Genomic DNA, 23,182 nt, shown 5'->3' with positions numbered 1-23,182 from the left:
TTTATGAAAAAAAATATACTAATTACAGGAGGTGCTGGATTTATTGGATCGCATGTAGTTCGATTATTTGTTACCAAATATCCTGACTATCAAATTATCAATTTAGATAAGTTGACTTATGCAGGTAACCTTGAAAATCTCACAGATATAGATACCTTACCTAACTATATTTTTGAAAAAGGAGATATTGTTGACGCAGATTTTATCAATAACTTATTTGATAAATATCAATTTGAGGGCGTAATTCACTTGGCAGCGGAATCTCATGTTGATAGGTCAATTACAGATCCAATGGCGTTTGTAATGACCAATGTTATTGGTACTGTGAATTTATTAAATGCAGCCAAAAATAGTTGGAAAGGTAACTTCGAAGGTAAAAGGTTTTATCATGTGTCTACTGATGAGGTGTATGGGGAGTTACATAATCCAGAAGATTTTTTCTTAGAAACAACCAAGTACGATCCACGTTCTCCATATTCTGCTTCAAAAGCTTCTTCAGACCATTTTGTGAGAGCCTATCACAACACTTATGGCTTACCAATTGTAGTGTCGAATTGTTCTAATAACTATGGGCAAAATCACTTCCCTGAAAAGCTGATTCCATTAATGATACACAATATCAAAAATAGTAAGCCATTACCGGTGTATGGGAAGGGTGAAAATATTAGAGATTGGTTGTATGTAAAAGATCATGCTCGTGCGATTGATGTGATTTTTCATGAAGGTAAAAATGGTGATACCTATAATATTGGAGGACATAATGAATGGAAAAATATTGATTTAGTTCATTTATTATGTGATTTGATGGATGAAAAATTAGGAAGACCATCAGGAGAGTCTCGCAAACTTATTACGTTTGTAACTGACCGTGCGGGGCACGATTTACGTTATGCAATTGATGCTACCAAACTCAAAGAAGAGTTGGGATGGATTCCATCGGTAACTTTTGAACAAGGCTTGTCTACAACTGTAGATTGGTATTTGACAAACTGGGAATGGATTGAACGTATTACTACAGGTTCGTATCAAAATTACTACGAATCAATGTACCAAAACCGATAATATTCTAACAAGATCAATAATATGAAAGGAATCATCTTAGCAGGTGGTAGTGGAACTCGTTTGCATCCACTCACCTTGGCCGTCAGTAAACAGTTGATGCCAGTGTATGACAAACCCATGATTTACTATCCCTTATCGATTTTGATGTTAGCAGGGATTAATGAAATTTTGATCATCTCGACCCCACATGATTTACCCAACTTTAAGAAATTATTAGGAGATGGGTCTCAATTTGGCTGTCGTTTTGAATATGCTGAACAGCCATTGCCCAATGGTTTAGCTCAAGCATTTGTAATTGGTGAAGAATTTATCGGGAAGGATAAAGTGGCTTTGGTTTTAGGTGATAATATTTTTTATGGCAGTGGACTGAGCAAGCTTCTCCAAGCCAACAATGATCCTGACGGAGGAGTTGTGTATGCTTATCAAGTGCATGACCCAGAACGTTATGGAGTTGTAGAGTTTGATGAAGCTTTTAATGTAAAGTCAATTGAGGAAAAACCGCTTGCCCCTAAATCGAATTATGCTGTGCCAGGCTTATATTTTTACGATAATCAAGTAGTTGAAATCGCTAAAAATATAGCCCCCTCTCCCCGTGGAGAATATGAGATTACAGACGTCAATAAAGAATATCTTAAACAAGGAAAGCTTAAAGTTGGTGTGTTGAACAGAGGAACAGCGTGGTTAGATACCGGTACCTTTGAATCTTTGATGCAAGCTGGTCAGTTTGTTCAAGTAATTGAAGAAAGACAAGGGCTTAAAATTGGTTGTGTGGAGGAAGTAGCTTATAGAATGGGCTTTATAACAAAGGAGAAACTTGAAGAGCTGGCTGCACCATTGGTAAAGAGCGGCTACGGAAAGTATCTATTACATATAATTGGTAAGTAATCTTAGGCATCATTTAATATAGACGATTATGAAAATCTCTTCCGCAAAACTCAACGATGTGATTATTATCGAGCCTTCAATCTTTGAAGATGCTAGAGGCCTTTTTTTCGAATCCTTCAATAGTATTACTTGGGCAGATAAGGGCCTGCCTACTAATTTTGTGCAAGACAACCAGTCTTTTTCACAAGCAGGTGTTTTACGAGGACTACATTTTCAAAAGGGAGACTATGCACAAGGTAAATTAGTAAGGGTAATTTCTGGTCGAGTACTGGATGTTGCGGTTGATTTACGTCCTGACTCTTCTACCTTCGGTCAATGGGAGTTTTATGAGCTAGATGGAAAGTCTAATCGTATGGTTTTTATTCCTGAAGGATTTGCTCATGGCTTTTTAGCTTTAGAGGATAGTGTTTTTTCTTACAAATGTACTGCAGGGTACAACAAAGCCTCAGAGGGTGGTATAATCTGGAATGATTCTACACTAAATATTGATTGGCCTATTGCCCATCCAAATGTTTCAGAAAAGGACTTAATCCTATCAACGTTTGAGGCTTATAAGCAGGAATTAAGTTTGTCTGAATAAACCTAATGAAGGTAAATAATGCGAGTTTTGTCAAAAATGCTAATCGTACTGCTTATCGCCTTGATTCTGCTACTTAGCTGGATAAAAAATTCAATGTTTACGAATTTAAGTCTTATGCCTAGTTGGTTGGGTGTCTGGTGTGATGAATTTCCAAGATTCAGAACTGCAATTCCTTTCTTTTTTCTATCTATTTTAGTTATTTCAGTAGAAAGAAAGTTTCTTAAATATTTGGTGATAAATTGTGCACTCGTAATATTTGTAGAACTAACCCAATTATTGATTCCTACAAGACATTGCGATGTATATGACATGCTTTGGGGATGTGGAGGTGTTATTGTTGGGCTGTTGCTAGGTCATTTATTACAAGTTTTTTATATTTTTAATAGTAAACAAACTCATAATTAGAGTCAATTAGAACAATGAAAAATATTTTAGTATTCGGAGGCGTTGGCCAATTGGGGCAATGTATTCAAAAAGCCTCTGCTTCATCAGAGCAGTTCAATTTTATCTATCTAGATGAGGTAAAAGGAAATATTTTAGATAATTCTTTATTGAGTGATTTGTTTGAAGAATATAAACCAGTATACATTATAAACTGTGCTGCTTACACGGCGGTAGATAAGGCAGAGGATGAGTTAGAGCTTTCTCGTAAAATCAATGCAACAGGCGCAGAAAATTTAGCTAATCTCTCAGAACAGTTTGGTAGTACCATGATACATATCTCTACAGATTTTGTGTTTGAAGGCAATCAAACGGGTTTGTTGACAGAAGAAGATATTGCTAAGCCAGTAGGTGTTTATGGTTTAACAAAGTTAGAGGGAGAAGTCGCCATTCAAAAGGCTGCGCATAAATACTTTATTTTGAGAACCAGTTGGTTGTATTCAGAATTTGCCAACAATTTTGTAAAAACAATGTTAAGACTGGGAGCCGATAGACCTGAGCTTGGAGTTATTGTGGATCAAGTGGGTTCACCTACTTATGCGGTGGATCTAGCAAAAGTGATTTTGCAAATTATTGAATCTGGGTCCGAAGCTTATGGCCTCTATCATTACAGTAACGAAGGAGTAACCTCTTGGTATGATTTTGCTTCGACCATATTTGAACTTGCTGGCCTGAAAGTGAAGGTAAAAGCGCTCAAAACTAGCGAATATCCTACTAAGGCGAGAAGACCATTTTATTCAGTAATGGACAAGACTAAAGTAAAGCAAAACTTAGGGGTTGAAGTTCCTTATTGGCGTGATAGTCTTAAAACATGCTTAGTAGAATTAGGGTATTAATTTGTACTTTATTGATAGTGTGATTGAGGTAAGGTTTTAGGAAAATTAATCTTTTCTTAAAACCTTATTTTTTTATACCTAATATGCTTACGAGAGGCTATACCGTTTACACATTTTCTCTTTTTTTTTATTGGATTGTTAATTTGGAATTTGTACAATTCTAAGAATTGAGGTATCTTTGAGTATCATAAACACGCCAACAAATTTCTTGCTACCGAAATATATCCTACCAAACGTTTAACTGCTAGAGGGGATTCATATAAAATCTGATATCTGTTTTGATCATACATCTCTAAATATGCCTGCAATGAATAGATTTTTTTTGATACTCCTACTTTTTTTGAGTAAGGTAGTGGTGGTCAGTGGCCAACAATTTTATCAGAATTTGGGTTTGGGGATTTCTGCTTCAACGATGGGAATCGGTCCTGAGTTATCTTATTACCCTGCAAAATATCGTCATTGGGGTGTGCGTGCGCACTGGGTACAGTTTAGTTATAAGGACCCTATACACATTGGCATGGCAAATGAAAAAAGCCTAGATATCAAACCAACTATCCAAAAGCAAGTAGGTGCGATTTATCTTGATTATTTTCCTTTTAAGAAACAGCGATGGCATGTGTTTGGTGGCCTATCCTATAATCTCAAGCAAGATTACTTGTTTAATGTAACGACAAAAACAGGCGTATCGCTAGGAGGAATAGATATACAGGCTACTGATTTTGGAAGCATTAATCTCGGTATCAAATGGAGTGAATGGATGCCTGCTTTAGGCTTGGGGTATTTGGGTAATATATATAAGAATAGACTATTGCTAGGAGTAGATTTTGGATTGAGCTATATGGGAAGTCCAAAGTTACAAGTAAGTTATGAAGGTTTTTTGGAGACAACCACCCTCGACGAGCAAATCCCAAAACTAGAACGTAATATCCGTAACTACTCTTATTATCCTAATTTGAACTTTCAGTTGAAATATCTTTTGGGCAAAAAGTAAGACCTCAATACAGCATAAACATGAAAAAGATTCTTATCCTAAGTATAATAGTTTTGCTTGGCTTTTGGGCTTGTCAATCGCCATTAGAGGGTTTTGAGCTAGGCTTCAAAGACCCTATAGAAAAAGCTAAGATAGAAATTCATTTTTACAACCCATCCGGAAGTTTACCAACAGATTTGAAAATAAGTTTTGCAGGACCAGACTCAAACTTGGTTGTAACCAATCTAAATACCAAGAAATTTAAAGTTAGTCCTGAGGGTTTGTTAATTGTGGCAGTTTCGCCTGAGGTAATTCCTTCGAGTGATAAACCCGTGAAGTTTACCATCGTCGCAGATGCAAGTGGATTTACCAAATCGACGCGAATGGTAGTATTTACCAATCAGTCAAATCAGGGAGTCTGGATTCCAATGTTTAACGAAAATAATCCACCTGCAGGAGTGAGTAGTAAAGAAGTTAACATTCCTAATACACAGGGAGGAGTACTTTCTGCCAACCAGACCATTTCAACGGGTACACAAAAGCCTGAAAATGCAAGTCTTGTTTTGGTGGCTGGCACGCAATTGACTGATATAGAGAACAAACCCGTGGCTGGTAACCTTAATGTGAGTATACAACATTTTGATAATAGGGGAGCAACTAGAGGTTTTCTTCCTACTGGGGGCGTTGCTACGAATCCCGTAGATGCAAATGGTAAAAGTTTAGCCAATCCTTTTGATTTGCCCAACTTTGCAGGGTTTGTTTCTATCGTGATGAGTAACGATCAAGGACAAATAGTCAAAAAATTATCTAAGCCACTTGAATTAAGTTTGGAACTGAACCCAGCTACATACAATCCCAGAACAAAAACTAATATTAAAGCTGGGGATATGTTGCCCATTTTTAGCTTTGATATTGACAAATACGAATGGAAAGCAGAGGGAGAAAGCAAAATTATTCAGGAAGGTAGCAAATTGATTACTAAGTTAAACATTAGCCACCTCACTGACTGGATTGCAGGTTGGGATAGAGAAATATGTCGCCAAGGGCCTACTTTTGTTTTTAAGAGTAATTTTACTGATGTAGATTTGGGATATTATTGTCAAATTGTGAACTCTAGAAATTCACAATTATTAAGCGAATTTGCGGTAGGAATAAATAATAATTGGTCATATACTCTAAGTTATTTGCCTAAAGATGCAGATTACATAATGGTAAAAGTATTTAATTTTAATACACATTGGGGAGGCGATAGAATTAATCCTGTTGCTTCGACTCGTGAGTTGGAGTTCTGTAATCCACAATCAGTGGAGGTGGATGTAAGAAGTATTCCGACTCCACCGTCAGTAGAGGTAGCGTTTGATATTGTTTGTTCTTCGGGTAAGAAGGTTGATGTAGATGCTCTACCAGCAACTTTTAAAATTCAGTATTCAGAAGTGGGTAAAAATAATTGGCAAGAATTAATAGAAATGCGGAGGCCTAATACTACTGCTAGAACCTATAAAGTAAGAGAGAAAAATACCTATGATTTTAGAGCAAGTACTGACGGTGGGGTAACTTGGCCATATAAACAATTAAATAAATATTTGGAATCGACAAGAATTTCTTATAGAATTGAGGATAAAGGGTTTTGTAAGTAATAAACCAGACGGTCGTTTGACAATAACTTATTAATCGGTAATAAATCATTGGAGAATTATAGAAAAGTCTCTTTATATAATTATTACCTTTGACATAATAATTTTTGTGATTAAAAACCATAATCGTTAAATATATGCATAGTTCAGTGAAAAAAAGAGAGACTCTACGTCTCTTCTCAGATCTTAGCTTTTTAATTGTATCTTTTTATGTGGCAGCAGAGGTGAGCGGGCATGGAGTTGGTAGACTCGATGGGGGTACTATTTTGTTTTTGTTAATTTCATGGTATTTTTCAACTAAGGCGACAAGCTTATATGATGATTTAAAGACGGTTCGTTTTGTGCATGAGTTTCTATTGTTGATTCCTAATATATTGATACAATCAGCAGTATTAATCATTACATTGTTTATTCTCAATGAGCATTATTTTGGCAGAACGTTTGTCGGCTTATATACAGTATTGCTTATTGGTATTTTAGCATTTAAAAAGTTTCTTTCTAGAAAGTTGATATATACCTTTAGTAAGGGAACCAATAGTATCAAAAACGTACTGATTGTAGGTACCAATGAGGTAGGTATGTCTTTTTATGAAACACTTAAAGGAACTCCGCACTATGGTTATCAAGTGGTTGGCTTTTTAGATCAGACCAAACCTCTACACCTAAATGGAATGTATAAAGGAGATTACAAGGAAATCGAGCGTATTTTATCCAATTCAGGGGTTGATGAGGTAATAGTAGCTTTAGATGAAGCTAACAGTGCACAACTTTCCAATATTATTAGAATAACGGATAAGTATGCAGTAAAAACAAGAATTATCCCTGATTATCTTAAATTTAATACAAGTCGCTTTAGTGTCGAAATGTTTGGGAAGTATCCGTTAATAACGGTCAGAACAGAACCATTAGAGTATTTTCACTGGAGATTGTTAAAACGTGCACTAGATTTTACCCTAAGCTTTATTGTAACAGTACTTATTTTATCATGGCTTTTACCAATTATTGCATTGTTAATTAGACTAGATTCAAAAGGAAGTGTTTTCTTTTTCCAACCACGTTTAGGCTACAACAATAAAGTATTTAAATGTTTTAAATTTAGAACCATGTATGTCGACATTGATAATTCTTCATTTAAAGCAACTGGTAAAAGAGATAATAGGGTCACAAAAATTGGTGCATTTTTAAGAAAGACGAATTTAGATGAGGTACCTCAAGTACTAAACGTATTGTTTGGGGATATGTCATTGGTGGGGCCGCGACCTCAAGCAATTCCATTTTACGAAGAATACAAAAGTTTTATCGAAAATCTAAACTTACGTCATAATGTAAAACCAGGTGTCACTGGTTGGGCACAAGTTAACGGTTTAAGGGGGGATGCGATAGATCCGATTGAAAATAAAAAACGTATCATGAAACGATTTGAGTGCGATTTATGGTATATCGAAAATTGGAGCTTTTGGTTAGATATCAAGATTATGTTTTTAACTGTATGGGTGTTTTTGAAAGGTGATGAAAACGCTTATTAGTATAATTTGTACATCTGAGAAAGAAAATTTAGAATTATGAATAACAACAATTACGTAATCATCATGGCTGGTGGTGTAGGAACGAGGTTTTGGCCATTTAGTCGAATTAGTAATCCAAAGCAGTTTCATGATGTATTAGGAACTGGTAGAACTCTCTTGCAACAAACCGCAGATCGTTTTGAAGGTATTTGCCCTAATGAAAATATCTTTGTGGTAACGAGTGAGGACTACATTGACTTGGTGCAAGAGCAATTACCGTTTTTGTCGACCGAGCAAATTTTAGCTGAGCCTATTCGCCGTAATACTGCTCCTTGTGTAGCTTATGCTTGTTATAAAATAGCGAAACAAAATCCCGACGCAAACATCGTGGTAGCTCCTGCTGACCATATTATTTTAAAGGAAAAGGCTTTTCAAACTAAAATCTTGACAGCACTCGAGGCATCAGCTAAAGGCGATGTCCTTGTCACTTTGGGTATCAGTCCTAGTCGTCCAGATACTGGGTATGGCTACATTCAATATAAACAAGAGGAAGGCGAAGTGAAGAAAGTTGAGTCCTTCAGAGAGAAGCCTAACTTGGAATTAGCAAAACAATTCTTGGCTAGTGGTGAGTACGTTTGGAATGCTGGTATTTTTATCTGGACAGCCAAAAGTATTATTACGGCTTTTGCTAAGCATTCACCTCGTTTACACGAGATATTTGAAGATGGGACTCAATATTACTTCACGGAAGGCGAGAAGCATTTTGTTGAAAAAGCTTACCAAATTTGTGAAAGTATCTCTATTGACTATGCCATTATGGAAAAATCGGATAACGTACATGTGGTACTTGGAGAGATTGGTTGGTCGGATTTAGGTACTTGGAAATCATTATACGAAGTATCTGGCAAAGACGAACTCGGTAACGTGATAGATGGAAATACTATGCTTTATGATGTGAAGGATAGTATTATCAAAACGCCCCAAGGCAAATTGGTTGTGATAAAAGGCTTAGAGAATTTTATCGTAGCTGAGTATGATAATGTTTTGATGATTTGTCCAAAAGACCAAGAACAAAAGGTAAAGGATTTTGTGGCAGATGCTGGAGAAAAAGATAGTTGTTTTATTTAATCCAGAATAATACATTCAAAAAAAGGCCTGTGGTTGTAAACCACAGGCCTTTTTTTAAGCTGCCTTGACATAAAATCCAAAGGTTGACAAGGCATTATTCACTTCTTTCCATCTACGCTTAGAAATAGGGATCGATTTGCCTGATTTGAGTATAATAAACTTGTTAGTATATTCTGCTACATAGTGAATGTTTATGATGTACGCCTTGTGAACTCTAATAAAATGATTGGCTTTGGCTTCCAACCTAGGAAGAAGGTTTTTGATGGTAATTGAAAATACTTTTGCGGGTTTATGATGTTGATAAATAACTGAATAGTTTACCTGTGCCTCAATAAAGAGAATATCACCTGTAGGAATTGTAACATTGTATTTAGGTTTGTCAGCTAACTCAGGTGGACACTTTTCAAAAAGGTAGGGGTAAGCAATTTTTGATGCATTAGGCATCTGGTTTGTATGTGTTCTCATAATTTTAAAGCTTTTAAAATTCTCTTAAGATACGGAAGTGTTATTTTTTAAGTAAAACTATGGTGTTAAATAATAGCACTTTAAGGTGTTCAAAGAGATTGTTTTAGCTAAAATGGTTGTAAAACCTAAAAGGTTAAAAAGAGTATAACGGATAAATAAAAAAAGGTATGAGCGTACTCAGTAATCGTGTAAAATCAAATTCTTGAGCTTTCAACTGTCAGCTGTGAGCAATAGAATCAAATTCAAATATTTTGCCTACAGCGTGTACTTTAAAGTGTAAAAATCATCTAGTTCGAATATTTAATTTATATTGAGTAAAAAAGGAATTTTACCTCAATTCTAAAATCAGATATCCCAAAGTTGTAGCAGTACAAAAACTTTCGTAAAGTCCTTGTACTTATTTTATAATACTTGATAATCAATATTTACCCTAAATTCCAAACAAAGCCTTATTCTGGAATGAATAGTTTTCTAATAAATTCATTTCTTTACTCATCCCCGAAAGCTTTTTGATTCTTTGGATATGCCTATCATGGTGCACATCAGTACCGATCAAGTCATAAAGATTGTTTTTTAATAAATGCAAAGCAATCTTTTTGATATCTGCTCCGTAATAGCCTTCCACTGCCAAGATATTTAATTGTAATAGACAACCTAGGTTTTTGAGTCGCTCAAAAACTTCAGGATTTTGATGCCAGTAGCGATATCTCTCTGGGTGTGCAATTACAGGTGTATAACCTCTTTTGGTCATTTCAAAAATACGCTCTTCATAGTTAAGTAGAGGAGCAATCATGGGATATTCCGCAAGAAGATATTTGCTGCCAGCCAAGGAAATCAGATGGTCTTCTTCCAGTAACTGAGTGTAATTGTCATCTATGTAATACTCCGCTGAGGCATCTATTTGAATGCCGTTTATCTGAGATTGAACTTCGCTCAATTTGCCTTTAATGATATTCGGTGTGTTTGGATACACCTCCATTCTAATATGAGGTGTGGTTATTAGCTTCTGAAAACCTAGCTCCTGAAATTCTCCTATCAGCATAAGGCTTGTTTCCATATCAGGAGAACCATCATCAATGCCTGGTAATAGGTGTGAGTGAATATCGGTCACAATCGTTTGATTGAAAAAATCAAAAATTCTTAGTTTATCAGTTTTATTTCGTTTGAAGAATGAAAACATAATTATTAGTCGATAAAACAGCAAAAGTTCAAGTATATGACACTTAAGATGGAGAAAGTAACTTATAAAAAGTACAAATTTAAAATAACTCTCACAGAGTTTGTTATGAATGTGATTGTTTTTGGAAAATCTCTATCTTTTTGCTATTAGAATCGAACTAAACAAAGTTATTTTATGGGTATGTGGAGAATTCCTCCACTAAAATACGAAAAAACTCTAAATATGGATTTATGTAAATGTTCGATATTTGTCATAAAAGAGGAATTTTACCTATTAGTGAAATAAATCATTTTGTTTATTGTAATAAATAAAGAATAAGTTTTCTTTTATTAATTACTCTTCATTTATGGCTTCAAATGGCTAGTTGAGAACTTCTAATTTTAATATTAAAATTCTACGATTAATAGATTTATTGCTCATTTATCACTACTGTCTACCGAATAATAAATTATATTCTTCGGTGACATACAAAATATTGCAACTATCAAATAAGTACATAAAAGTATGTTACTAGAATAAGATTATTTAATTAAACTTTTGTAATATTGTATGAAATAAAAGGACAAAGTATCAAGTACTATTATTTTATAAAATTCGTTATACCATTGTAATTTATATACCAAATAATCACTAAATAATAATGACTACCGTAATTGTTGTACTTTCCGCTGTAATTGCTTCTTCGTGCATCGAAGCAATCATCGAAACTAGCGACTTCTTTTCAAGCCGTCGTTCTAGATAAAAAAGGAATTCAGAAAGCCAATCGGGAGTGATGGTGAGTTATGAGATGAGATTTTGACGTGAAACAATTATTACAAAATGCCTACAGGTTGTCATTAATTACTCATTTAGTTTTCGTAAAAAATAGCTAAAAGTAATAATAAAACGCCGCCTTCGTCAGTATTTCATGTAGCACGCAAACGAGCTAATAAACATCAAGTCATTCTTCATGTTTAATAGCTCGTTTTTCTTTTGTAAAAGCTCAATATTCAAGTATCATAACCGTAGGGTCTGAAATTTCTAACTTCTTGCAAAATCGTCGAGTAATGTCTCATTATTGACTAATTGACGAATATTCTTATAATTCTTTTCTCAGATGTGTATCTTTGACACTCGTTGAAACGATGTGAGATAACCACTGATTCCCATGGATTTATTTGCTAAAAAATTAAATATATTGATAGTTGAGGATGATGATGATGAATACAACCTTTTGCTGGATTGTATTGAAAATACTTGTATCCTTACCGAGCATATTCTACATGCTAAAAATATCGCTCAAACAAAGGAATATTTGCTTGGCGAAATTAGGTTTGATCTGGTTTTTATGGATTTGAACATACAAAATCATCAACAAGCAGATTTTTTGTTTCAAATAATGGACTGGGCAGATCATAAATTGCCTATTGTAGCACTTTGTGAGGTGGCGTCTCCTGAAACTACTCTGTTGGCGCTCATCAATGGAGCCAAACACTATCTTATCAAAGGGGATTATGATGAATTGGCGGTTGAGAAGGTAATAAAAGACTGTTTTTCAATCGTAGACTCTTCAGGGGGGTATTTTGAGAATCGAGAGTTTTTAGGCGATGGTATTTCACTTGGTGCAGTTTGGGATATTGATTTGATTCAACATCAAGTGAAGCGCTCTGGTAAACAGTTTTATGAATCGCTAGGGTACAGGGACGATGAATATAATCAGGAGTTTGATTTTTGGGAAGCAAGATTACATCCTGATGACTATCAAAGAGTTATAAATACGATTCAAAAATCTCTGGCCGATAATACCAAACGTTATTGGGAGGTTGAATATCGATTTCAAAAAGCCGATGGCTCATTTATATGGGTAAATGAGCGAGGATACATATTAAATGACGCCTTAGGAAGGCCTTTACGCATCATTGGTGCGATTATTGATATAAATGACAGGAAGGAAAAGGAGGGGCAAATCCAATTCCTTGATCACCAACTGGGTGCGTATTTTTTCCATAATCCCTATCCTATGTGGATTTATGACAATGATAGTTATGCATTTTTGGAGGTGAATACTGCCGCTATACAGAAGTATGGCTACACGCGTGATGAGTTTCTCCAAATGACCCTCAGGGATATTCGACCAGCACAAGATTTGGTGCAACTCAGAAATCTTCCCAAAGATATTGTTTCATCAAATCCTGTTAGACACTGGCAGGTGAGACATCAAAAAAAGAATGGCGAAATCATAGATGTTGAAGTTACTGCAACGGATATCCAATTGACCAATGTTATTGCTACTAAGGTTATGGTCATTGATATTACTGAGCAATTGAGGGCGAGAAATGAGCGTACTTTTATCTTAGAAGTGGTTGAAAAACTTCGTCAAGAGTCTCATTTGTTGGATGGGCTCAATGCCATTCTCAAATATGTAAGAGAGTATATTCAGTGGCAATATGGTGAAATTTGGCTTACTGATTCTTCGTGTGATAATATCAAAATGATAACTCACGATTTTGATACCAATTCCCCTGTTGATTTACAAGCTTTTGCTACTCCTGTTTCATTTACTTCTATTCCTATCGAACAAACGGTGTTTAGACGAAAATCTAAACATCAAAAAACGTATTGGATTGAAGATTTGACTACAGAGGAGCTATTCATGCGCAAGCAATTAGCTCAGGAACTTGGATTACGTTCAGCATTTTCGGTGCCTATTAGTTATAAAGATAATTATGTGGCATGGGTGGTTTTCTTTACTGATAAATTTAGTCGTAAAGATGCTGCCTTAATAAATTTAGTCGAAAGTATATGTCGTCAGTTGGGTTATGAAATCCGAAGACGTAACTCCGAAGAGCAACTTCAGTATATCTTCAAGTTTAGTAGAGATTTGATGGGAATGGCCAACAAGCGTGGTTTTATGACGCAGGTCAACAATGGTTTTAAGAAGGTATTGGGTTATGATGAGCATACCCTGACAACCAAGCCTATTCAGCGTTTTATTTATCAGGAGGATTGGCCGATTTTACATACTGCTTTAGAAGAGTTACGCAACGGCAGTGTTAGCTCGCCATTTGAGTTACGCTGTTTGGCCGCAGATAATAGTATTAAGTGGATTAATTGTACTGTAACTCAGATTCCGACAGAGGATTTAGTTTTTATTTCAGGTAGGGACATCACTCGTAGGAAAAAAAGCGAAGATGAACGTGAAATGCTGATTAAAGAGTTGAGAGAAAGCAATAAGGACTTAAAACAGTTTTCCTATATTACCTCGCATAACTTACGGGCACCTTTGTCCAATCTTTTGGCGATTTTAGATTTAATAAATCCTAATAATATAAAGGATGAAATGACTTTGTTTTTATTAGAAAAATTTAAAGAGTCTACTCATGCCTTAAATCATACGGTAAATGATTTACTGGACATATTAGTTATCAAAAATAATGTTAATATTGAGCAAGAATTGCTAGACTTAGAAAATGAGCTACATAAATCTTTTGAAAGATTGGCTTATTTACGTCAAGACAAGGAAGTGGCTATCTCGATGGATTTTTCGGGGGGAAAGGAAATCAATTTTAATACCACCTATCTCGAATCCATTTATCAAAATTTGATTACCAACGCGTTCAAATACCAGTCGCCTGAACGTAATCTTGAGCTGAAAATCTTTACAAAAGAAACCAAAGGTTTTTTACAACTCTATTTTTCTGACAATGGATTAGGTATCAATTTGCAGCGCCACGGGGATAAAATATTTGGTTTGTATCAACGCTTTCATCATCATCCTGATAGTAAAGGTTTAGGTCTTTATATCATTAACTCACAAGTAAGAGCACTGGGTGGTATGATAGACGTACAAAGCGAAGAGGGAGTTGGAACTACGTTTATTGTTTCATTCAAGAAAAATTAATTGATATTGAGATTGCTCAATGCAATCTCATCCTGATAATAGATTGATTTAATAAAGTAATGGAAATCGCTGTGTTGTAGAGGCGATTTTGAGATAAATAAAAATCTGGTTTATACACTAAAATCCTTCGCTCGTACGATTTTGTGTGAAAGTCTAAAATAGTATTAGTTAATTAGTAATTCAGAATATGAGTTAGGCATTATGGATGTAGGTGAAACAGCCGCTTTTAAAATAGGAAAGTATGAATAAAATACCTTATTGTTGGTACTGACTATTGCTGTGAAACCTTTCTTTTTACCCTAATTTGAGTATTTGAGGTTCGTAAATTTATAATTTAAAATGATGATTGAAAGTGTACTCGTTGTAGATGACGATTTGATAGCACTCTCACTTTGTGAGTTTGCCATCAAGAATAGTGGCTTTTCGAAGAAGGTTCAGACGGTAAAGAATGGTAGAGAAGCCCTAGACATATTTTTTGCCCTAGAAGATGGTACATCTCCAGATGGAATCGTTCCTACACTGATTTTTTTGGATTTGAATATGCCAGTAATGGACGGATGGGACTTTTTGAAAGCATACCTTCAGAAATTTGCTGCTCAGTATCCAGAAACAAAAGTGTGTATTCTTTCTTCGACTATCGACCCAGAAGACTTTGTAAAGGCTGGGAAATATAAGATTGTACTTGAGTTTATAAGCAAGCCTCTTACCATGGAGATTTTGAATGAACTCAAAAAAAGCAGCCAATTGAAGAAATACTTTAATTAAGTTTGCCAACAATAGGCATTGGGCTTTATGCTGTACTCAAAAAGAATCAAAGTTTCTTGCGAAATTATTAATGCATTTTTGCCTAGTGCCTATGGCTTTTTTCAAAAGCGTACTAATACAATTTTATTTTACATTGTCTCTAATGGAGTACTACATCAGATGTTAGATTTATGACTTGAAATGTTCTTTTTCTTGGAAAACTTGAATCATAAATTCGCCTTCTGAAGTATTTTACTCAATAGGAATACACAAAGTCGCTATTACCATGCCTTCTTGCTCGCTGAAAAGCAATTGAGCTTTTCCTTGATACATGTGATTGAGTCTTCTTTCGAGGTTTTTAAGGCTTGTTCCATAAAAATTATCCTTCTTTTCTAGAACTCCTGTATTTCTGACTATAATATACAAGTGGGTTTCTTCGCTACGAGTGTGAATAAAAAGCTCACCACCCTTTCTCAACTTACTTACGCCATGCTTAATGGCATTCTCTACTAGTAAGTATAACGACATGGAAGGAATACGAAAAATCAAGGATTGATTTTCAAGCTTGAAATGGTAGGTAAGTCTTTTATCGAATCTAATTTTTTCTAAATCAAGATATTGTTGCATCATCAATAGCTCATCCATGAGTTGAATCATTGGCGTTTCGCTAATAGTCAAGGATTTTCGTAGAATATCCGATAATTGGATAATGGATTTCTGAGCTAAAGGAGGATCAATTCTTACTAAAGCTTTGATAGAATTTAGTGAATTGAATAAAAAATGAGGATTTAGTTGGCTTTTCAAACTATCAAGTTCTGTGCTACGAATCAAATTTTGAACTGTTGCTTCAGTACGTAGGTCAACATAAAATTGTTTGACTGTGCGAATTGAAAAGTATAAAGAGAGCCATATTCCAGTACCCAATAGACCTATCACAGAGGATTGAGTCCAGGTAATGCTATTGAAAGTTGGTGCAACGAGAGCCAAACATCCTTTATAAGCAAGGGAAAACAGTAATGAAGAGACAATCAGAAAGCCAAAGCCATATTTGATGTTGCGATTGAGTAGGTGCAAGCTAAATTGAAATTTGGCAAGAATAGCATGTAAGGCATAGCCAATAGCATGTCCAATGATATTAAAAGGTATGAGTAACACTATCCATTCCCAAACCGATAGTGACGATTGGAGGATAGCCAAGAGCATACATAAACTAAAACCCAGCCACCCAAAAATTTGAGCGGACCAGTAAAGGCGGTTCATTTTCATCGAATCAATGTGTTGTAACTAAGAGCGTTTCTTAATGGGTTTGATAAAATGCGGTATCAGTTCACCAGAAACTGGTCTGTAGAATTGTTTCTACAACCTATAATAAATGGTATAAATCAACTCCAGATCTATAAAAAAAGCTGATTTTGTTGATTAGAGATAAAAAAAACCGAGTGAAATGTTTGAATTACATTGCACTCGGTTACAAAAATAGAATAACTATTGAAATATCCGAATTCTTCAGGAAGGAAATAAAATCAAAAAAAACCTTTAAAATAATTCCGATTACAAGAATTTCGATGCCTTGAGCTAGTTAACAATCTGTTTTCTAGTGAAGTATTGTCACAATTTAAGGGTTTTGTTTTAGGAACATTTAAGAAAAGTGAGGTACTAATGCTGAGTGTTGTTTGATCTCCTTAATTACCTTCAAGGTAAGAGGCTTGCTGATAAACTCGATAATGATGTCGTAATTACTCGCTCTCTGAATATCTCTTGGGTCGATACTCGATGATAGAACAATGATGCGAGTATCTGGAAAAAGTTTATTGAATCCTTTACGGATAAACTCATCAAGAAAATCCCAACCGTTCATAACTGGCATATTCAAATCTAAGAAAATGACTGCAGGTACATCTGTGTTCGAATTGTTAGAGTCGTCTACAATATCGTTGAAATAATCAATTGCCTCCTGCCCATTTTGTGCTTTATCTACCTCCTCGGCAAAGGTAAAGCGTTTTATGACCATATCACAAAGTGATAAAGTGACAGAGTCATCGTCTACAAGTAAAACTTTCTTCAACATGTTGGTAATCATAATTTGACAGTGGTATATGAGGCAGAAGCGCTCTTGTAACAAAATTAAAAGGTGTTAGCAATCACATCTTGCCTAATATACGAAGATTTTTGTTGGGCGGATTTTCGTAAGAAACTTAATATCAATGATTTTATGGGTATGGTTTAAAACCACATAAAGATATTAATTATTTACAACAAACCAGAAAAATTTTAGTGGTTATATTTAGATTGTTTTGCTAACTGAGTAAATGGTAATACTAAAACCTTGCCAAAGTGTTAATGCAATATAATTTTTCGTGAATTGGGCAATAATGAGGGTTGGCTGACAAGAAATACTCAATTTCATGCCCAAAATTGCGGTTGAGATTTTTGTAAACCCTTATCAGCCATTTGTCCCATTTTTTATTTAAGTTCAGTCAACGGAAATGTCTGTTCAATTTTAAATCCTTTTTCGGTTGAAATTACCGTTGCACAGTCATGATTGGGATCATGGTCAAAAAAGAGTACCCAGTTTTCTTCAACAGCTTTAGAAAGAATATTAGCTTTTTCCTCCATCGTTTGAAGTGGTCGTACATCGTAACCCATCACATAAGGCACAGGAATATGCCCTGCCGAAGGAATAGTATCTGCTACAAATAATAATGTTTTTCCTTGATATTGTATTTTGGGCATTATCATTTTCTCGGTATGACCATCTGCCAATAAAAACTCAATATTTTCAAAGGAGGCATGGTCTTTATCAATGCAATAGAGTTGCCCTGCCTCTTGTAGCGGTAAAATGTTTTCTTTAAAAAATGTTGCCTTTTCACGCATATTGGGATTCAATGCCCAGTCTAAGTGCTTCGAATGTGTCCAATATTTAGCATTTGAAAATGTACTTTCGAAATGAGTACGATTATTATTCCATTGGACTGCACCACCACAGTGGTCAAAATGTAAATGACTGAGTATTACATCTGTTATGTCATTTTCCGAAAAACCTGCATTTCGAATTGAACTGATTAAGTCAGCATCACCATGTCGATAATAATACGATTGCCACTTGGCATCTTGTTTGTCGCCCATGCCTGTGTCCACCAAGATAAGTTGATTATTTTGTTCGATCAGCAGGCAGCGCATTTTCCATGTGCAAAGATTGTTTTCGTCGGCAGGTGACCATTTATTCCAGAAAGTTTTTGGAACTACTCCAAACATCGCTCCTCCATCTAATTTGAAGTTGCCAGCATCAATGCTATAAAGATTCATTGTTGTTCTTGTGTTTTGTCTTGTTAAACATTTGCAAGATAAGGGAAGTTGAGTAAATTATATATGTGATTGGGAAAAAGGGAAGAGGTGGTATAGGGAAAAAGGGTTTAGGGGTGAGGGGGATAGTGAGGAAGGGGATAATGAAATTAAATTATCAGATAACAAATACACAAATAACAGATAACGGATACACAAATAACGGATATACAGATAACGTCTATATGAAAAAAATTGGATTAGTTTTATCGGGAGGAGGAGCAAGAGGTATTGCTCATCTGGGTGTGCTCAAAGCACTGGTCGAGCAAAAAATCCCTATTGATTACCTCTCAGGTTGCAGTGCAGGCTCTATTGCTGGGGTAATGTTTGCGGCAGGATACTCTCCAGATCATATTTTTGAAATAGTGGTTTCTTCTAATACCCTCAAGGCCTTTCGACCTGCATTTAGCAGATTGGGCTTGTTACGCATGCAAAAGGCGGAGGAAATCTATTTAGAATATCTTCCACATAATTCCTTCGAAAATCTCAAACTGCCCTTCTTTGTAAACGCCACTGATATAATGCAAGGAGAAAGTGTCTTTTATTCTTCAGGTGAACTCATAAAGCCTGTTTTGGCATCTTGCAGTATTCCTGGTTTATTTGAGCCTGTCACTTTTGAAGGACGTGTTCTTGTGGATGGGGGTGTACTGAATAATATGCCAATTGAACCGCTATTGCCTCACTGTGATTTTATCATCGGAAGCCATTGTAATCCCTTTGGTAAAAACCCCAACTTAAAGTCTATTCCGAGTGTTGTTCAAAAAAGCCTTTACTTGGCGATTAACAATAACTCGAAACCTCGACTGGCACAATGTAATCTACTAATAGAACCTCCTTCATTGGTAAATTTTGAACCACAAGATATTCGAAGAGCCAAGGATATTTTTAAAGTGGGATACGAGTATGCACGTAATTTTGACTTTAAAGCTTTGGAATAATTTTAATGTTTTTAAAATTAGAAAAGTGCAATTTTATATTGTTTGTTTGATAAGTAAATATTCCTTTCAAGGTCAATTCTTAAAAAGACGTAAAAATGACGTTTTCTAATTAGTTAATCTGAGATAAGTTGGCGTTTTGTGTAGATTAAAATACCTAATTTGTCGTTGAAAAAACGGCATTTTAGGGTGTCTTATTTTAGTTTATGACATTTATACTTACATAAAATACTGTAAAAAGTGATATTTTCAATAAAAATGACTAAATATTCACTATAAACTAATAAAATATTTTGTGAAAAATATTGTGGTATTCTAGATAAATTACTAATTTGTTGATGCAATACAAATTTTTAACCTTTACTAAATACTACAATTTATGAAGAAAAGTCTCCTTTTGACTTTTCTCGCTACCTTATTGTCTTGTGCGTTTTTACAAGCTCAAGAACGTAAGGTGGTGGGGAAGGTGACGTCTGCCGAAGACGGAGCTGCTCTACCGGGTGTATCCATTACACTCCTAGGTACAACCAAAGGTACCCAAACTGATGCCTCGGGTAGTTTTTCTCTCCCAATTAGTGGCTCAAACGCCGTTCTACGATTTTCTTTCGTAGGTTTCGAATCCAAAGATGTTCCTGTAGGTACTCAAACCACCATTAATGTACAGCTCGGAAGTGACTCTAAGCAGTTATCAGAGGTGGTTGTGACAGCGCAGGGTATCGTTCGTGAAAAGCGTGCGTTAGGCTATTCGATTACTACTCTGGATAAGAAAGTAATGGAAGACCGCCCTCAAGCGGATGTTGGTAGGGTATTACAAGGCAAAATTCCTGGTGTAAACATTACTTCTACTTCAGGGGTGTCTGGTACTGGTACCAATATTACCATTCGTGGTTATTCATCTATCACTGGATCTGTTCAGCCTTTGTTTGTAGTAGATGGCGTTCCTTTTAACTCAAACACCAACACACGCGGAGGATTTACAGGCGGTGGACAATCATCTTCAAGCCGTTTCTTGGATATTGACCCAAACAATGTTGAGAATGTTACGGTACTAAAAGGCTTGGCCGCAACAGTTACGTATGGTGACCAAGGTAGAAATGGTGTAATATTGATTACCACCAAAAATGGTACTAAAAAGGCTCGCCAAACTGAGTTTTCAGTAACCCAATCAGTATTTACAAATACGGCACATTTGCCTCGTTATCAGAATACTTATGTGGGTGGTTTTCAACAAAACTTAGGTTATTTCTTTAGTAACTGGGGACCATCTTTGGCGGAGGCTTATTTGTATCCTTCACAGAATACCAATACAGCTTTGACAACTCACCCATATGCGTTCTTGACGAATGCTACTACACGTGCTGCTATGGCAGATTATGTAGCTTCGGTGAGTCCTTACAAAATGGAGATTTTCCCAAATAACGTAAGTGACTTTTTCAGAACTGGTCTTATTTCCAACACCTCATTGAACATTTCGGGTGGTGGTGAAAAGGTAAGCTACAACGTTTCTGCGGGTTATAATGCTGAACAAGGATTTATTCCAGAAAACGGCCTGAAAAGATTGAATATCGGTTTGGGTTTGAATGCTCAGTTGACCAAAAAGTTATCAGCGACTACCTCATTTAATTTTGCTAATACCGACCAGTATGCACCACCATTGAGTGCTGGTCAGGGTAACAATGCCAATGATTTCCCTTCTGTATTGGCAAACGTCCTATTTACGCCGCGTCAGGTGGATTTGATGGGCTGGCCTTATGAAAGTCCAGTGGATGGTAGTTCAGTATATTTTAGAAGTGGTAATGACATTCCGAATCCAAGATGGATTTTAGCGAATTATAAAACGACTGGTGTGGTAAATCGCTTTTTCTCAGCCACTACATTCAACTATGATTTAGGAAAAGATTTGATGTTGTTGTACAAAATCGGTTTGGATACTTACGATGAACAACAAGAATATATGTTGAACAAAGGTGGCGTATCTTTTGTAAATGGTTTGTATAACTCACTTAATTTCAAGAATACTATTTGGGATAACTCATTGATTTTGTCATATAACAAAACCTTGTCAGACAAACTGACGATGTCTGGTAAAATAGGAGGTAATATGCGTAATGATAGATTTTCATCATATAGTATTACCAGCCAAAATCAGTTAGCACGAAATTTATTCCGTCACTCAAACTTTATTGATAACGTGGCTAGCAACTTTACCAGCGAACAAACTCGTTTGGGGGTATTTGGTGAAATCACTGCCGACTACAACAATTATTTGTTCTTTAACGTAGCAGGAAGAAATGACTGGACTTCTACAGTAGAGAAGGAAAATAGACAAATTTTCTATCCTTCTGCAAGTTTGTCTTTTGTGCCTACAACAGCTTTTGAAGGTTTGGCAAACAATACTATCAATTTCTTGAAAGTTCGTGCTGGTATTGGTACCTCTGCTGGTTTTCCAAACCCTTACCAAACACGTAATATCTTGAATCAGAATGCGAGAGGTTGGTTTACAACTGGTCCAATTCAGACTCACTCGGTTGATAATACACTTGGGAACCCTAACCTAAAACCCGAGCTTCATACTGAAACTGAATTTGGTTTGGAGGGTAAATTATTCAACAATAAGTTGAGTTTTGACTTAACAGTTTACCGTCGTGATACTCGTAACTTGATTACTTCGGCTCCTTTGGATGCTGCTACTGGTTATACAAGTACCACTATTAACGTAGGTAAAATTCGTAACCAAGGTATCGAGTTAAGCTTGTCAGGTACACCTTTTTCAAGGGGCGATTTTAGCTGGGAAACAACCTTTAACTTTTCGAGAAATACGCCTGAAGTATTGGATTTGGGTGGAACTATCCAAGAGGTACAAATTTCAGGATTTGGCTCAGCCTTGGGTAACTATGCCATTGTTGGAAAACCTTTCAACATTATTAAAGGTACAGGTTTCCGTAGAGATGCTCAGGGTCGTTTGTTAATTGATGCCTCAGGTAACCTTCAGGCCACTACTTCCCCTGTAGTTTTGGGAGACCCGAACCCTGCTTTTGTGACAAGTTTGATCAATACCTTCAACTACAAGAAGTTTTCTTTGAATGTAATGGTATCGTATCGTCATGGAGGTGCAATTTACTCTTCTACGGCTGGTGCATTGTTGGGTAGAGGTTTGACAATCGAATCAGGGCCAGAAACAGGCTATGACCGCGCACAAACGTACATCTTCCCTGGTGTTAAAGCAGATGGCTCTGTGAATGATATCCAAATTACGGCATCAGATGTGTACTTCAATAACGTATTTTTCTTCGGTGACGAAGGTCGTATGTATGATGGATCAACGGTTCGTTTGCAGGAGGTGTCACTTTCTTACAGCTTACCAAAGACTTTCTTGAAACGCTTTGGTATCAAAGGAGCTAGTCTTTCATTCTCTGGAAATAACCTATGGTACAAAGCGCTAAACATTCCCAAAGGCCTAAATCTTGATACGGATAACCTAGGTCTAGGAGTTGGTAATGGTCTTGGGTTTGATTTCTTGACAGGACCTAGTGCTCGTAGAATCGGTGGAACTCTCAAACTATCGTTCTAATATTCTTACACAAAAACGTGTAGA

Annotated in this window: 18 protein-coding genes; 13 read left to right on the top strand and 5 right to left on the bottom strand. The window is 35.9% G+C overall.

The genetic code is table 11. The features are described from left to right. Positions 1-3 precede the first annotated feature (3 nt). The 9 genes from rfbB to QM524_RS23425 all read left to right on the top strand — a co-directional run bounded on the left by rfbB (position 4) and on the right by QM524_RS23425 (position 9,041). A complete protein-coding gene (gene rfbB, locus QM524_RS23465; RefSeq protein ID WP_283346475.1) occupies positions 4-1,062 on the top strand; it encodes a dTDP-glucose 4,6-dehydratase in 1,059 nt (352 codons plus the stop codon). A gap of 21 nt (positions 1,063-1,083) precedes the next feature. After that, complete coding sequence (rfbA, locus tag QM524_RS23460) at positions 1,084-1,947, top strand: glucose-1-phosphate thymidylyltransferase RfbA (protein WP_283346474.1); 864 nt, start codon at positions 1,084-1,086, stop codon at positions 1,945-1,947. Positions 1,948-1,975: 28 nt separating this feature from the next. After that, positions 1,976-2,527, top strand: a complete 552-nt coding sequence (gene rfbC / locus QM524_RS23455) for a dTDP-4-dehydrorhamnose 3,5-epimerase (protein ID WP_283346473.1) — start codon at positions 1,976-1,978, stop codon at positions 2,525-2,527. Between the two features lie 36 nt (positions 2,528-2,563). Continuing rightward, the gene (locus QM524_RS23450; protein ID WP_283346472.1) at positions 2,564-2,932 is read left to right on the top strand and encodes a VanZ family protein; all 369 of its coding nucleotides are present in this window, start codon (positions 2,564-2,566) and stop codon (positions 2,930-2,932) included. A 14-nt stretch (positions 2,933-2,946) separates the two neighbouring features. Then, positions 2,947-3,804, top strand: coding sequence for a dTDP-4-dehydrorhamnose reductase (gene rfbD / locus QM524_RS23445; RefSeq protein WP_283346471.1), 858 nt, complete (start codon positions 2,947-2,949; stop codon positions 3,802-3,804). Between the two features lie 307 nt (positions 3,805-4,111). Then, positions 4,112-4,795 carry a hypothetical protein gene (locus QM524_RS23440; RefSeq protein WP_283346470.1) on the top strand — a complete coding sequence of 228 codons (684 nt, stop codon included), beginning with the start codon at positions 4,112-4,114 and terminating at the stop codon, positions 4,793-4,795. 20 nt (positions 4,796-4,815) lie between these two features. Next, the gene (locus tag QM524_RS23435) at positions 4,816-6,411 is read left to right on the top strand and encodes a hypothetical protein (RefSeq protein WP_283346469.1); all 1,596 of its coding nucleotides are present in this window, start codon (positions 4,816-4,818) and stop codon (positions 6,409-6,411) included. 146 nt (positions 6,412-6,557) lie between these two features. Then, a complete protein-coding gene (locus QM524_RS23430; RefSeq protein ID WP_283346468.1) occupies positions 6,558-7,934 on the top strand; it encodes an undecaprenyl-phosphate glucose phosphotransferase in 1,377 nt (458 codons plus the stop codon). A gap of 36 nt (positions 7,935-7,970) precedes the next feature. Continuing rightward, positions 7,971-9,041 carry a mannose-1-phosphate guanylyltransferase gene (locus QM524_RS23425; RefSeq protein WP_229242295.1) on the top strand — a complete coding sequence of 357 codons (1,071 nt, stop codon included), beginning with the start codon at positions 7,971-7,973 and terminating at the stop codon, positions 9,039-9,041. Between the two features lie 54 nt (positions 9,042-9,095). On the opposite strand, the gene QM524_RS23420 is transcribed toward QM524_RS23425, so the two are convergent. Continuing rightward, positions 9,096-9,506, bottom strand: coding sequence for a LytR/AlgR family response regulator transcription factor (locus tag QM524_RS23420; RefSeq protein WP_095163399.1), 411 nt, complete (start codon positions 9,504-9,506; stop codon positions 9,096-9,098). 430 nt (positions 9,507-9,936) lie between these two features. Further along, positions 9,937-10,686, bottom strand: a complete 750-nt coding sequence (locus tag QM524_RS23415; protein ID WP_283346467.1) for a tyrosine-protein phosphatase — start codon at positions 10,684-10,686, stop codon at positions 9,937-9,939. A gap of 1,147 nt (positions 10,687-11,833) precedes the next feature. Between QM524_RS23415 and QM524_RS23410 the strand changes: the two genes are divergently transcribed. Together QM524_RS23410 and QM524_RS23405 are read left to right on the top strand one after the other, a co-directional pair. After that, a complete protein-coding gene (locus QM524_RS23410; protein WP_283346466.1) occupies positions 11,834-14,566 on the top strand; it encodes a PAS domain-containing protein in 2,733 nt (910 codons plus the stop codon). Positions 14,567-14,905: 339 nt separating this feature from the next. Next, positions 14,906-15,331 carry a response regulator gene (locus QM524_RS23405; protein ID WP_205749704.1) on the top strand — a complete coding sequence of 142 codons (426 nt, stop codon included), beginning with the start codon at positions 14,906-14,908 and terminating at the stop codon, positions 15,329-15,331. Between the two features lie 231 nt (positions 15,332-15,562). Here QM524_RS23405 and QM524_RS23400 read toward each other — a convergent pair whose 3' ends face one another. From QM524_RS23400 to QM524_RS23390, 3 genes are all read right to left on the bottom strand, one after another. Beyond that, positions 15,563-16,576 carry a sensor histidine kinase gene (locus QM524_RS23400; protein WP_283346465.1) on the bottom strand — a complete coding sequence of 338 codons (1,014 nt, stop codon included), beginning with the start codon at positions 16,574-16,576 and terminating at the stop codon, positions 15,563-15,565. A 373-nt stretch (positions 16,577-16,949) separates the two neighbouring features. Continuing rightward, entirely contained in the window at positions 16,950-17,390 is a 441-nt protein-coding gene (locus QM524_RS23395; protein WP_095163405.1) for a response regulator, read from the bottom strand. Positions 17,391-17,773: 383 nt separating this feature from the next. Next, complete coding sequence (locus QM524_RS23390; RefSeq protein ID WP_283346464.1) at positions 17,774-18,616, bottom strand: MBL fold metallo-hydrolase; 843 nt, start codon at positions 18,614-18,616, stop codon at positions 17,774-17,776. 221 nt (positions 18,617-18,837) lie between these two features. Between QM524_RS23390 and QM524_RS23385 the strand changes: the two genes are divergently transcribed. After that, on the top strand, positions 18,838-19,590 hold the full coding sequence (locus QM524_RS23385; RefSeq protein ID WP_283346463.1) for a patatin-like phospholipase family protein: 753 nt from the start codon (positions 18,838-18,840) through the stop codon (positions 19,588-19,590). A gap of 376 nt (positions 19,591-19,966) precedes the next feature. After that, positions 19,967-23,158, top strand: coding sequence for a SusC/RagA family TonB-linked outer membrane protein (locus QM524_RS23380; RefSeq protein WP_283346462.1), 3,192 nt, complete (start codon positions 19,967-19,969; stop codon positions 23,156-23,158). Positions 23,159-23,182: the final 24 nt, after the last annotated feature.

It is taken from the genome of Flectobacillus roseus (assembly GCF_030056595.1).
Classification (GTDB): Bacteria; Bacteroidota; Bacteroidia; order Cytophagales; family Spirosomataceae; genus Flectobacillus; species Flectobacillus roseus.
The sequence above is the reverse complement of the archived record's forward strand: the minus strand, read 5'-3'. Positions and strand labels throughout refer to the sequence as shown.

Coding starts and splice junctions, on each gene's coding strand:
- rfbB (WP_283346475.1), top strand. CDS start 4: ATGAAAAAAAATATACTAATTACAGGAGGTGCTGGATTTATTGGATCG.
- rfbA (WP_283346474.1), top strand. CDS start 1,084: ATGAAAGGAATCATCTTAGCAGGTGGTAGTGGAACTCGTTTGCATCCA.
- rfbC (WP_283346473.1), top strand. CDS start 1,976: ATGAAAATCTCTTCCGCAAAACTCAACGATGTGATTATTATCGAGCCT.
- QM524_RS23450 (WP_283346472.1), top strand. CDS start 2,564: ATGCTAATCGTACTGCTTATCGCCTTGATTCTGCTACTTAGCTGGATA.
- rfbD (WP_283346471.1), top strand. CDS start 2,947: ATGAAAAATATTTTAGTATTCGGAGGCGTTGGCCAATTGGGGCAATGT.
- QM524_RS23440 (WP_283346470.1), top strand. CDS start 4,112: ATGAATAGATTTTTTTTGATACTCCTACTTTTTTTGAGTAAGGTAGTG.
- QM524_RS23435 (WP_283346469.1), top strand. CDS start 4,816: ATGAAAAAGATTCTTATCCTAAGTATAATAGTTTTGCTTGGCTTTTGG.
- QM524_RS23425 (WP_229242295.1), top strand. CDS start 7,971: ATGAATAACAACAATTACGTAATCATCATGGCTGGTGGTGTAGGAACG.
- QM524_RS23420 (WP_095163399.1), bottom strand. CDS start 9,506: ATGAGAACACATACAAACCAGATGCCTAATGCATCAAAAATTGCTTAC.
- QM524_RS23415 (WP_283346467.1), bottom strand. CDS start 10,686: ATGTTTTCATTCTTCAAACGAAATAAAACTGATAAACTAAGAATTTTT.
- QM524_RS23410 (WP_283346466.1), top strand. CDS start 11,834: ATGGATTTATTTGCTAAAAAATTAAATATATTGATAGTTGAGGATGAT.
- QM524_RS23405 (WP_205749704.1), top strand. CDS start 14,906: ATGATGATTGAAAGTGTACTCGTTGTAGATGACGATTTGATAGCACTC.
- QM524_RS23400 (WP_283346465.1), bottom strand. CDS start 16,576: ATGAAAATGAACCGCCTTTACTGGTCCGCTCAAATTTTTGGGTGGCTG.
- QM524_RS23395 (WP_095163405.1), bottom strand. CDS start 17,390: ATGATTACCAACATGTTGAAGAAAGTTTTACTTGTAGACGATGACTCT.
- QM524_RS23390 (WP_283346464.1), bottom strand. CDS start 18,616: ATGAATCTTTATAGCATTGATGCTGGCAACTTCAAATTAGATGGAGGA.
- QM524_RS23385 (WP_283346463.1), top strand. CDS start 18,838: ATGAAAAAAATTGGATTAGTTTTATCGGGAGGAGGAGCAAGAGGTATT.
- QM524_RS23380 (WP_283346462.1), top strand. CDS start 19,967: ATGAAGAAAAGTCTCCTTTTGACTTTTCTCGCTACCTTATTGTCTTGT.